A 13,506-nucleotide genomic window follows, 5' to 3' on the forward strand; every position below is an offset into this window, starting at 1 on the left:
TAAACAAAAATAAATAGGGGGTATTTATCTGTGTAATATTGACTTACAAAGATAAACAAAGGTATAATGAATGTGAAAAAAGGAACTTACTATGTACGTGACGGGAAGTCTATTTTTTATCATGAGGAGAGAATGATGATGAACGTGACCCTTACCAATGAAACAACGCAAACGGCGGGATTCCATATCCCATTTGTTCGTGAGATGGCGGAAATTACTCAACATATGTGGAAGAACGGCTGGGATGAACGAAACGGTGGCAATGTCAGCTATCTGCTGGAGGAAGAGGAAGTCGCCCAATATATTGATATCAACCATGTTATTCGCAAGATCAAACCTGCATTTTCGATGCATGAGCTGGCAGGTAAATATTTTATCGTGACAGCTTCGGGCAAATATTTCAAAAATGTATTGGCTGATCCAGAGAGCAATCTGGGGGTGCTGCGTGTATCGAATGATGGACAGGAGCTGGAAGTGCTGTGGGGGCTAAAGTCGGGAGCGAACCCGACGAGTGAATGGCCTACGCATTTTATGAGTCATATTGAACGTCTGAAAGTCGACCCCAATCACCGGGTTGTGATGCACAACCATGCGACCAACGTTCTGGCGATGACATTTATACATGAGTTGGATGAGATGAAATTTACAAAGACGCTGTGGCAGATGTGTACGGAATGCGTGGTTGTATTTCCTGACGGTGTTGGTATTATTCCGTGGATGGTGCCTGGATCGAATGAAATCGGACGGGAAACGGCTGAGAAAATGAAGGATTACCACACGGTCATCTGGCCGCAGCACGGGATTTTTGGAACGGGTACAACGATTGATGAAGCATTTGGTCTCATCGAGACCATTGAGAAGGCGGCCCAGGTGTATATGCTGGTTGCAGGTCATGAGATCAGACAGAGAATTACGGACCATCAGTTAGCTACATTGGCCCAGGCTTTTGGTGTGACTCCACGTCCTGGCATTTTGAGTATGTAGGTTTGACGTAATGAGATCGTATAAAAGAAAGAGCTCCAACACAGTCTAATATGAATGGTCTTTGGTTTATTAAACCGAAGGCCATTTCCTTTTTTTTCGGGAACAAACGCCATTTTGGTTCAAAAAAGTTCAAAAAGCTAATAAAGCGCGGCTTTGTTATCGATTATTGAATCGTAGGATGCATTATCACACGCTGACGAAATTCGGGTGAAATGACGTATTGTCAATGGCTCAGCGATTTTGCATAATAACAATGCTTCACAGATGAAAGACGGAAGGAAGTTATGATCATGCTTGGCAAAATGAAGAGAATCTTAATAGGCAAGCCTATGAAATCGGCTGAATTGGATGCAGAAAAATTGGGGAAATGGAAGGCACTCGCCATCCTGTCCTCCGATGCACTATCGTCCGTTGCCTACGGTACGGAGCAGATTTTACTGGTGCTCGTTGCGGCCGGATTCGCCGCCTTGTGGTATTCTGTTCCCATCTCCATCGCCGTGTTGGGATTACTCGTCATTTTAATTTTTTCCTACCGCCAGACGATATTTGCTTATCCTACGGGAGGCGGCGCGTATATCGTAGCCAAGGATAATCTTGGTACGGCTCCGAGCTTGATTGCCGGAGGATCTTTGCTGGTCGATTATATTCTGACTGTGGCGGTAAGTTCGTCCGCAGGGACTGATGCGATTACATCTGCCTTTCCCATGCTTCATGATTACAGCATAGTCATTGCACTGATCATGATTGTATTTCTGACCATTATGAATTTGCGAGGGGTGACGGAATCTGCTTCCGTACTGGCGATCCCCATATATCTGTTTATCTTTTCGATTGCGATTCTGATTATCTCCGGGGGGATCAAATTTCTCGCTGGTGGCATGGAAGCTGCCGCCCCTGAATTCGGAACGAGTATGTCACATGTGAGTCTGTTCTTGCTGCTGAAGGCATTCAGCTCGGGTTGTTCGGCCTTGACCGGAGTTGAGGCGGTGAGTAACGCTATTCCGAACTTCAAGCAGCCTGCCGAGAAAAATGCAGCGGGAACCTTGATGCTTATGGGTTGTATTCTGGGAGCCATGTTTATCGGGATCACGTTGCTTGCTTATGGTTACGGGGTTAAGCCTGATCCGAAAGCTACAGTTATTTCCCAGATTGCCGAGGCTACGTTTGGCAGGGGTGCGATGTATTTTATTATTCAGGGTGTGACGGCCTTGATTTTGTTCCTGGCGGCGAATACGGCGTATTCTGCGTTCCCGCTGCTGTCCTTCATGATGGCAAAGGATAAATATATGCCGCATATGTTTATGGTTAGAGGAGACCGCCTTGGCTTCTCGAACGGTATTATTTTTCTCAGTGTGATGTCAGCCTTGCTGGTAGTCGGATTCAAAGGAAATACGGAAAGTCTGATTCCGCTCTACGCCGTGGGTGTGTTCATTCCATTCACCCTGTCACAGCTGGGTATGATGATTCGCTGGATCAAAGTCAAACCAACCGGCTGGGGTGTGAAGCTGCTCGTCAATACGATTGGCATGCTGACCACGCTGTCGATTACATTGATTTTTATATTCACCAAGTTCACGCAAACCTGGGTTATCTTTATTTTCCTGCCACTCGTCGTTTACGTGTTCATGCGCATTCACCGTCATTACTGCAACATCGCGGATGAATTGCGGATTGATATCAAGCTGGAGAAACCGGTGAGAAAGGGCAATACGATCGTCATTCCGGTGGCTGGCATTACAAGGGTGGTCATGAATACAATCTCTTACGCCCAGACGATGTCAGATCATGTGGTTGCCTTGTATATCGGGTTCGATGATGAAGCCATCCGAAAGATGGAACAGAAGTGGGAAGAGTGGAACCCTGGCGTTCGCCTGGTTGTCATTAAATCGAGATACCGCAGCATTATGGGACCGCTCAAGAAGTTCATTGATACCGTGGAATGGAAGACGGCCGAGACAGACCATATCACGATACTAATTCCGCAGTTCATCACTAAGCATTGGTGGCAAAATGTACTGCATAATCAGACCAGCTTCATGATCCGTGCTTATCTGATCAATTACAAAGACGTGATTGTTACCACTGTACCGTACCATCTCAATCGATAAAAGGATTCTTCTATTACAATAGGCAATGGGCATGAGAAGAGTATGTAATGTGCTTACATGCCAACCATTTTCTTATAAAATTTCAACTGAACATTTTGCGTTAATGTTAAATATCCAGTTTTCTGTTAAATTTATGGAGTTGATATCGAATCGGTGTTCATCTTCTCTTAACACATTAAGCCGCACGAGCATTCCCAAATCAGGGGAGTTCTTGCGGTTTTTTTGCTGTTTGCTGATCTTGTTTTGAAGTCTATCTAACATCTCTTGTTTGGTAAAGTTGCTTGTCCACGATTAACGCTCCGTTGATTCAGAACCGATGCTGCTGTGACAGTTGGCTTTTACACTAGGTAATGTGGGTGATGAAGTTCACACACCGAATGCGTAGATCAAGGGGGAAGAAAATCCGATGAGTGAGCTTGACAACCGGATCGGCTTGCTTGCTGCCAGACGGCGCGTATCTAATTCGAGTCAGCGCCGGACAGCTTCGCTGCGTGTGCAGCGGATGCGGGAGAATATGCTGGCCTATGGTTTCCTGGCACCATCGCTGCTTTTATTTGCAGTGTTTCTGTTTTATCCGATGTTCAAGTCGGTGTACCTGAGTCTGCATTCCACTGACCCTACCGGACAGATTGCAGCTTATGTGGGACTGGACAATTTCAAGGCGGTATTCCAGTCCGGACTGTTCCTGCAAGGCATGAAAGTGACGTTGCTATTTGTTCTGTTTACAGTGCCAACTGGCATGCTGGCAGCTCTGATTCTAGCGGCATTAACACACAACCGTTTCAAGGGAATGCGTATATTCCAGTTTGTATTCTCTCTGCCCGTGGTATTGTCTGTCGGTTCATCGGCGGTCATCTGGAAGTTCCTGTTCCATCCAACCTTGGGCATGCTGAATTATGTATTAGGCAAAGTTGGAATCGATCCAATTCCCTGGCTGACCAGCCCGGATTGGGCGTTAATATCGATCTCCATTATGACGATTTGGATGAATCTCGGATTCAATTACATTATTCTATCCAGCGGATTACAGGGCATCCCGGATGAAATTTATGAGAGCGCGAAGATTGATGGCGCAGGTCCTTTGCTTACTTTTCGCAAAATCTCGATGCCACTGTTGTCGCCAACCCTGTTTTTCGTCACTGTTGTATCGATCATTGGTGCGTTCCAATCGTTTGGTCAGATCAATATTCTAACCCGGGGTGGCCCGATGGACAGTACCAATGTATTCGTATATTCCATCTATCAGGAAGCCTTTGTTAATTTCCGCTTTGGGACGGGGAGTGCGCAGGCGCTTATCCTGTTCGCGGTCATTATGCTGCTGACCCTGATTCAGTTCAAATGGATGGGAAGGAAAGTGCATTACCAATGAGGACACCATGGACCAAAACATTGCTGTATGTATTGCTTACAATCTGTGCGGCACTTGTACTGTATCCGGTGCTGTACACCTTTTTCATGGCGGTCATGACGCCAGAGGATGCCAGTGCGTATCCGCCACATATCATCCCGCAATCGATAGACCTGTCCAATTTCACGGAAGTATTCGATATCGTTCCGATTGGTACGTTTATCGGCAATACGTTTCTGGTGGCAGGACTGACGATGCTTGGTCAGCTTGTTACAGCGAGTATGGCGGCCTATGCATTCGCGAAAATGGAGTTTAAGGGCAAGAACGTCATCTTTAGCATGTTTGTGGCGACGATGATGATTCCTTGGGAAGTTACCATGATTCCGAACTATCTGACAGTACGCAGTTGGGGATGGCTCGATACGTATCAGGGGCTGACCATTCCGTTCCTGGCAACAGCTTTCGGTACATTCCTGCTCAGACAATTCTTCATGCAGCTGCCCAAGGAACTGTTTGAAGCGGCGAAGATGGATGGCTGTGGGCACATTCGGTATTTTGTGTCCCATGTCCTGCCATTGTCCCGCCCGGCACTTGGAACATTGGCAATCTATTCGTTCCTTAGCATGTACAACTCTTATCTGTGGCCGCTGCTCGTCACAAATACTCCGGAGATGAGGACAGTACAGATCGGAATCTCGATGCTGGAGTTCCAGGAATCCACGGCATGGAATCTGGTGTTTGCCGGCACAGCGCTTGTTATTTTACCGTCGCTGCTGCTTCTGGTCTTTGGCTTAAAACAGCTTGTACGCGGTATGGCCGCAGGCGCCCTGAAGGGTTGATTCAGTTAAAAGTTTTATGGATTTAACGGATTTGTGGTTTGGATACCCAGGAGCGAATAAACAAGGCCTCACTCTTGAAATATGTTCTTTGAAGCCTGCAAAAGTAGTGGAGGGGACGAAATCGATTCTGTAGAAGCGAAGCGTTCGCCTTTATCACCGGATTTTCCCCTTTGAGGGAGATGAAAAAAATCCGGTGATAACAGCGATCAAAAGAACGATTCGTAACCGTAACGGCCACCTTGCAGAAGTTAAAGGACTTATTGTGACGTGAGCCTCAAAAAAAGGAGAGCGATTATGATCGGGTTTCGTTTGAAAAAAAGAGGAACATTTGCATTGATGTTGGCTGCACTTATGCTGGTTTTGTCCGCTTGTGGCGGAAAAACCGAAACAACAAGCACAACGGGTGGAGCGCAGGCAGATGCTGCAGCTGCTGAACCGGTACAACTGACATGGTGGCATTCGATGTCGGGTGCAGGGGAGAAAGCCATTAATCAACTCGCTTCCGATTTCAACGCAAGTCACCCGGACATTCAGGTGAAGGCAATCTATCAAGGGAAATATGATGAGAGCCTGAACAAACTCAAAGCTTCCATGGGTTCGGACAGTGGTCCGGATATTATCCAGGTGTACGAGATCGGCAGCAAGTTCATGATCGATTCGGGCATGATTACGCCGGTACAGCAATTTATCGATAAAGACAAGTTCGACCTGTCCCAACTGGAGCCGAATATCATCCGTTATTACACCATCGATGGCAAATTGAACGCGATGCCGTTCAACACATCGAACCCAATTCTGTATTACAACAAAGATATGTTCAAAGCTGCTGGTTTGGACCCGGAGAACCCGCCTAAGACATATGAAGAGTTTGAGCAAGCAGCCAAAGCACTGGCGAAAGACGGCAAACCAGGCGCATCCATGGCCATCTATGGCTGGTTTATGGAACAGTTCTTCGCGAACCAGAATGCAGATTATGTAAACAATGGTAACGGAAGAAATGGTGCAGCGACCGAATCCATGCTGAACTCCGAAGCTGGCGTGAAGACTTTGACATGGTGGAAAAAGATGATGGACGAGAAAACCGTATCCAATCTGGGACGTAGCACGGACGATACGACCGCTGCGTTTACCGCACAGCAAATCGGTATGACGCTGGATTCCACCGCTGGATTGCGCAAAATTGTGGAGGGTGCTGGTGGGAAATTTGAGCTGGGAACAGGCTTCCTGCCACGTCCGGCAGATGCCAAAGAAGGCGGCGTTGTTGTTGGTGGCGCAAGCTTGTATATCATGAATAACAAATCCGAAGCTCAACAGCAAGCCGCTTGGGAATTCATCAAGTACCTGGCTACACCTGAGGTACAAGCCAACTGGAGTGTTGCGACAGGATACTTCCCTATTACGACAGCAGCCTACGATGAGCAAGTATTAAAGGATAATATGGCGAAGTACCCGCAATTCCAGACAGCAGTCGACCAATTGCACGCTTCCGCTAATTCGACAGCAACATCCGGGGCAGTAATGGGTGTATTCCCCGAAGCCCGTCAAATTGTCGAAGGAGCGATCGAGACCGTTCTGAATGGACAAGGTACACCGCAAGACGTATTGGATGCAGCAGCGAAGCAAATTACAGACAAGATTGGGCAATATAACAGCACGGTGAAGAAGTAACTTATTGCTTTCAGTAGGACAAACTCCACGCTGGGGTTAGCAAAATTGAAATGTATGGCTTAACTTAGGATGTCAAAATGAGTGAGACGAATGCGATGGTCAACCCTGACTGTCGCATCGTTTTGCTGTGAAAAGATCTTGAATCAAATCGCTTTAAGGCGCATGGGCTATAGGGATATCTAGCAATATATGTCGAATGCAGAGATTCTTATCTCTTTCGTGTTAGTTTAAGTTACTCAACGTAGGCTAAAATACACAAAATTCCACTATGTAAGCAATGAATCTGACATATAAAAGCTGTAAAGTAGTACTTTTTTACTTGTTTTTAATTTTCATTATCAATTTTGTGATGTTTGTGTTCTGTTTTATATCATTTTAAAAGAATATTGTTTACACGTAGTAGAAGTTCAGTTATCTTATATTTGAACTAATGTACAAGCTTCATGAACAAATGATTATAAATTTAAACATGGAGGTAGGTAAAAGATGCATGTTCTGCAAATGAAGAGGTGGCTCAGGTTGTTCCTGGCCATGGTTCTGCTCATCACGGGTGCTATTCCGGCTGGATTGTTCAGCAGTAAGGCATCCGCGGCGGACGAGCCGTTAACGGTTGCTCAGGCGATAGCTCGCAGCAATGATGGATTACCGGGGACAGTAGAAGGATACGTTATCGGGTATTTTAACAATAATTCTAAAAACCAACTTCAAACCGAAGCTCCGTTTAGCGGAGGTAGTAATTTCGGACTTGCCGATACTCCAGGGGAAACGGATTTAAGCAAGATTATATCTGTTCAAATTCCCAGTGATCCCTCAGTGCGGGACATATTTGGATTAAATAAAAATCCCGAGCTTTTTGGCAAAAAAGTCAGGATAACCAATGGAACGTTATCTTCCTATCTTTCTCTTCCTGGCCTCAAATACATTGACTCCACTTCAACAACCTTCCAACTAATCGATGAGACTCCTGTAACTAAAGTGGCAAACGTCACAGCCAATCCTGCTTCCGGCGCTGTTCCAACCGGGACCAAGGTGGCCTTGGAAACAACCACAGTCGGGGCAACGGTATACTACAAGCAGAATACGGACACTGATTATCTTCCCTACACCGTGCCCATCACGGTAAATGATGCAACTCATATTGAAACCTACGCAGTCAAAGAGGGGATCGACAATAGCGATGTTACCAGATTTGACTACACCATCGTCGACAACAGCCCTATTTCCATCTCTGATGCAAGAAAAGCGACTGAAAATACGATCGTTACCGTTCAAGGCATTGTAACTTACAGCGAATTATCCGGAAGTGTATTCAATCTGTATATTCAGGATAACGATGCCGGGATCGTTGTGCGCGGCAATGCTTCTGGTGTGGAAGTTGGAGACCGGATAGAAGCCTACGGTCCAATTACGATCTACAACGGCCTAGTCCAAGTTGAAGCAAGCAAATCCGGATTTCAGGGTGGCTATGTTCGGACTTTTGAAAAGTCACAGGATCTACCTTCACCTGTATCGCTCAACTCATCCCATTTTGCTCCAGGTGCGGGGGGGACTAAGGGTTCTGGAGGGCAGTATGAAGGGATGCTTGTCGAAGTAAACAACATTCAGGTGACAAAAAGCAGCTCTTCCACGTATACGGCGACAGATGATCATGGCGGGGAAATGCTGATTTATGCCAAAAACAGCCCATCTGCTCTCTCTGTTGGCAAATCGTATCATAAAGTGACAGGAGTCTTGACTTACCATTCCACTTATGGTCTGGAGTTGATTCCTCGAACGGCGTCGGATATTCTGGAAGATCTGCTCTCCGTAACAGCGAGCACACCTTCCGGTGGCATTGTAAAAGGAACGGAAGTTACGTTGACTTCTTCATATGTTGGTGCCCAAATTTTCTATACACTGGACGGTTCCGAACCAACTGTGAATTCAACGGAATACACACAGCCTATTACGATTAATCAAGATCAAATCATTAAAGCTGTTGCCACTGCGGATAGCAGAGTAAGCACCATTTTTTCTTTTGAGTATACTGCGGTGGATCGGGTGGATGGTGTACGTATTCACGAAATTCAGGGGGCAGGCCATTATTCCATTTATGATGGATTGAATGTACAGAATGTAGATGGGATTGTTACATCTCTAGTTAACGCAGATTCATTCTATATGCAATCCATTCCTGGTCAGGAAGATGGAGATCCAGCAACTTCTGAGGGGATTTTAATCTATAAGAAAGATCATGGAATGAAGGTCAAGGACCAGGTAAAGGTTGCCGGCAAGGTGAAAGAGTATGCAGCAAGTGCAACAGACCTGCCAACCACTGAAATTGTAGCTTCTGAGATTACGTTGGAACAACCCAATGTTGAATTGCCACAACCCGTAATCATTGGAAAAGGTGGCCGCGTAATACCGAATGTCATTGATTCGGATGGATTGAGCGAATTCAACCCCGATGTGGATGCCATTGATTTCTATGAAAGTCTTGAAGGCATGCGTGTTCAGTTAAATGATGCAACCATTCTTGGACCTTACTCCAGCAGTCCTGGATTAGCAGTGACAGTAGACAATGAACCTAATAAACCATTGAAGACTCCGGCAGGAGGGTTAATCTTACGTGGAGACGGAGCAGGAGAGTTTGAAAGTTCTCTAAATCCTCAACGCTTGTTCATTAATAAAAAACCTTCTCAAGCTGTGACCACGGGTGATAAATTTACAGGTCCGATTAATGGAGTGCTTTCTTATTCGGGTAGTAATTATAAAGTAAATTTGGAAGACAGCCTGCCTGCCATTGTATCCAATGGTTTGCAACAGGCTACGACGTCGATTGAACCGAACCACGACAAGTTGACCATTGCTACGTTTAACGTGGAGAACTTCAGCAAAAAAGATGCGACACGTGGTAATAAAATCGGCAAAATTATTGTGAACAATCTGAAAAGTCCTGATATCATCGGGATTATGGAAGTTCAGGATAACGACGGCGCAACAGATAGCGGAAACACAGACGCGAGTGAAAGCTTCAAAACACTTCTGGATGCAATTAAAAGCAATAATGGACCAAGCTATCAGTATACCGATATTGCACCGCTAAATAATATGGATGGGGGAGCAACCGGAGGCAACATTCGTGTAGGGTTCCTGTACAATCCGGATCGGGTATCCTTAAAAGCAGGTACCAAGGGTGATGCAAAAACTGCATTGTCCCTTGATGCAAGTGGAAATCTGTCTCTGAATCCAGGGCGAATTCAACCGGATAATGTTGCTTTTAAAACATCAAGAAAACCACTTGCGGCAGAGTTTGAATTTAATGGTGAACGTGTGATTGTTATCGCTAACCATTTCAATTCCAAGGGTGGTGATTTAGCCCCATTTGGAAATGTTCAGCCTGTAACCCGCAGCAGCGAAGTGCAGCGTGCGCAGCAAGCGACAATTGTCAATGAATTTGTATCCGAATTGATCGACAAAGACCCTAAGGTGAATGTCGCTGTTCTTGGCGACTTCAATGACTTCCAGTTCTCCAAAACATTGAATATTGTTGAAGGTAATGAACTGGACAATCTGGTAAACAAGCTGCCAGAGAACAAGCGTTATTCCTACATCTATGACGGAAACTCTCAGACACTGGATCACATTCTGGTGAGCAAAAATCTGTCCAAAACTGCGGCGATCGAAGCAGTTCATGTGAATGCTGATTTCGAAGATTCCCATGGTCGGGTCAGTGACCATGATCCGCTGCTCGCGCAGCTGAGCATTGGAAGCACGGCAGAAGAGGGAGACTTCAACCTCCGTGTATTGCACACCAATGATACGCACGCGCATTTGGATAACATCCCGCGCCGCGTAACAGCGATTAAGGAAACGCGTAATGATAACACCCTGGTGCTGGATGCAGGGGACGTATTCTCGGGTACATTGTACTTTAACCTCTTTAACGGTCTGGCCGATCTGGAGTTCATGAACATGATCGGATACGATGCCATGACCTTTGGAAACCATGAGTTTGATAAAGGCCCAAGCGTACTCAAGAAATTTATTGAACAAGCAGAATTCCCATTTGTGAGTGCCAATATTGACTATACCAAGGATGCGAGTTTGGGTAGCTTGTACAACAGTACTATCGGAAATCCAGGCGAGAATTCCCAAATCTATCCGGCTATTATCACGGAAGTAAACGGCGAGAAAGTCGGAATCTTTGGCTTGACGACACCGGATACCGTATCCCTGTCATCACCGGGAGATGATCTGAAGTTTAAGGATTACAAAGCAAGTGCTCAGGCGACAGTGAACATGCTGCAAGATGAAGGTATCAACAAAATTATCGCGCTGACGCATCTGGGTTACTCGGAAGACCTGAAACTGGCAGAAGCGGTAGAAGGCATCGACATCGTAGTAGGTGGTCATTCGCACACCATTTTGAACAAACCGGTGGTTGTAGACACGCACACTGATCCTACGCTGGTCGTACAGACAGGAGAATATGACGTTTCCCTGGGTCAACTGGATGTCACGTTCAACGAAGCAGGCGTACTGAAAACATGGAACGGCAAATTGCTGAACCTGGATGCGAAGGATGCCACCGGTAATTATGTTTACGCAGATGATAAGGAAGCAGCCAAGAAATTAGAAAGCTATGCGAAACCTCTGGCTGAGTTCAAAAAAGAAGTAATCGGTAAAACGAATGTATTCCTTGATGGAGAACGCGGCACTGTGCGCAAGCAGGAAAGCAACCTCGGGAACCTAATGACAGACGGCATGCTGGAGAAAGTGAAATCCATCGTGAAGGAGAACGACGTTAAAGGATACGTTGCAATCCAAAACGGTGGTGGCATTCGGGCGTCATTCCAAAAAGGAAATATTACATTGGGTGATTTGTTGACCGTAATGCCATTCGGCAACAACCTGTCTGCGCTAAAAATGACAGGCAAGGAAATTACGGCTGCGCTGGAAAATGGTGTGAGCGGCGTGGAAACAGGAGAAGGGCGCTTCCCGCAAGTTTCAGGCATGCGTTTCTACTACGATTCCACGAAGCCGGGAGAGAAAATTGATGCCATATCTAATACGGTGACCCAAGTCGGTCAACGCGTACTCAAAGTACAGATTAAGAATGCTAATGGTACGTACACGGATATCGATCCAAACGGATACTACATCGTAGCGACGAACTCGTTTATGGCTAACGGTGGAGACTTTTACCGCGCCATGAGAACAGCCAAAGATGATAACCGCTACTATGAACTGAATCTGGTCGATTATGAAGTCTTCCATGAACATCTGGACCGGGTAGGTACGGTAAATCAGACAACGGAAGGACGTAGTACCGATCTGAAGGGAGCTTCACTTCCGGGTGATGGGAATGGAAGCAACCCTGGTAATGGCGGTGGAAATAATGGAAGTAATCCGGGCAGTGGTAATAGTGGTGGAGGTACAACGACACCAACCACACCTGTAACACCAACCAATCCAACAACTCCGACCACGCCTACAACACCTTCCGTTCCGGGGAATGGGAATGGAGGAGGTACTACACCAACCGATCCGGGTGTGATTTTGAAAGATATCGGCAATCACTGGGCAGCAGCTGCCATTGAGCAGGCCATTTCCCGGGGAATTGTGAATGGATATCAGGACGGTAACTTCCGTCCAAATGCACCGGCGACACGCGCTGAATTCATTGTAATGCTGGCAAGAGCATTTGAACTTCCAGCCAGCAGCAAGGCGTTGACGTTTAAGGATGCCTCCAAAATTCCAGCATGGGCACAATCCTTTATTGCTCAAGCTGTAGAACAAGGGATCATTAGTGGCTATACGGATGAGACGTTCCGTGCATCTGGCAAAGTATCCCGTGTAGAGATGACGGTTATGCTCGTAAGAGCACTCGGACTTCCAGTTGAATCGAATGCCACATTAACCTTTGCAGATGCAAATAAAATACCTGCATGGGCCATGCCTTATATCGCAGCTGCATATGATGCAGGGCTGGTGAAAGGAACAGGCAAGAACATGTTTAACCCGCTTGTTGAAGCAACTCGTGCTGAAGTTGTAACCCTGTTGATGTCAGCGAGTGAGTTTCAGGAGAAGTAATCAAGACTAGTCAATTTTCCTATGAAAAGGGAGCCAAAACCAGTTTTAACCTAAAACGCTAAACTCTTTTACTTCTAAGAAAAACAGCTTGCAGACCTACATCTGCAAGCTGTTTTTTTACTAATTAATGACTGTTCATTTTTACCAGAGGAAGGTATAGTAGACAGGATTATCTTGAAGGAGGGTTGACATGCAAGATCAACCGATTTTAATCGCACTATTGGCTATTGCCGCAGGGATTTTCAGTTTGTTGGGTGGAATCAACAATTGGGATTGGTTTATGAAGAGTTTCAGAGCAGGTCTCTTTGTGAAAACGATTGGACGTCAGGGTGCAAGAGTGGTGTATGGGCTTTTTGGTATTGTGCTGATTACGATTGGCGTATTATTGCTGCTGATTGGATGAGCGGGAAAAAGAAAAGAAATTTGCAGATTGTGAGTACATAATTCAGTTTCACAGCCTTTAATGTAGAAGATAACGGTTAGT

Annotated in this window: 7 protein-coding genes; all 7 read left to right on the top strand. The window is 45.9% G+C overall.

Features of this window, described 5'->3' with window-relative positions:
- Positions 1-138 precede the first annotated feature (138 nt).
- The 7 genes from rhaD to BMY78_RS02405 all read left to right on the top strand — a co-directional run bounded on the left by rhaD (position 139) and on the right by BMY78_RS02405 (position 13,425).
- Positions 139-984, top strand: a complete 846-nt coding sequence (gene rhaD, locus BMY78_RS02375) for a rhamnulose-1-phosphate aldolase (RefSeq protein ID WP_090894328.1) — start codon at positions 139-141, stop codon at positions 982-984.
- A gap of 290 nt (positions 985-1,274) precedes the next feature.
- Entirely contained in the window at positions 1,275-3,092 is a 1,818-nt protein-coding gene (locus tag BMY78_RS02380) for an APC family permease (RefSeq protein WP_090894330.1), read from the top strand.
- Positions 3,093-3,498: 406 nt separating this feature from the next.
- Positions 3,499-4,461 (top strand): carbohydrate ABC transporter permease, encoded by a 963-nt coding sequence (locus tag BMY78_RS02385; protein WP_090894332.1) that lies wholly within the window; start codon positions 3,499-3,501, stop codon positions 4,459-4,461.
- Positions 4,458-5,279, top strand: coding sequence for a carbohydrate ABC transporter permease (locus BMY78_RS02390; protein ID WP_090894334.1), 822 nt, complete (start codon positions 4,458-4,460; stop codon positions 5,277-5,279). Before BMY78_RS02385 ends, BMY78_RS02390 begins: the two co-directional genes overlap by 4 nt.
- A gap of 294 nt (positions 5,280-5,573) precedes the next feature.
- Entirely contained in the window at positions 5,574-6,947 is a 1,374-nt protein-coding gene (locus BMY78_RS02395) for an ABC transporter substrate-binding protein (protein WP_090894336.1), read from the top strand.
- Between the two features lie 486 nt (positions 6,948-7,433).
- A complete protein-coding gene (locus BMY78_RS02400) occupies positions 7,434-13,022 on the top strand; it encodes an S-layer homology domain-containing protein (RefSeq protein WP_090894337.1) in 5,589 nt (1,862 codons plus the stop codon).
- Between the two features lie 190 nt (positions 13,023-13,212).
- The gene (locus BMY78_RS02405; protein ID WP_090894339.1) at positions 13,213-13,425 is read left to right on the top strand and encodes an immunity 17 family protein; all 213 of its coding nucleotides are present in this window, start codon (positions 13,213-13,215) and stop codon (positions 13,423-13,425) included.
- Positions 13,426-13,506: the final 81 nt, after the last annotated feature.

Source organism: Paenibacillus sp. OK076 (assembly GCF_900110055.1).
Classification (GTDB): Bacteria; Bacillota; Bacilli; order Paenibacillales; family Paenibacillaceae; genus Paenibacillus.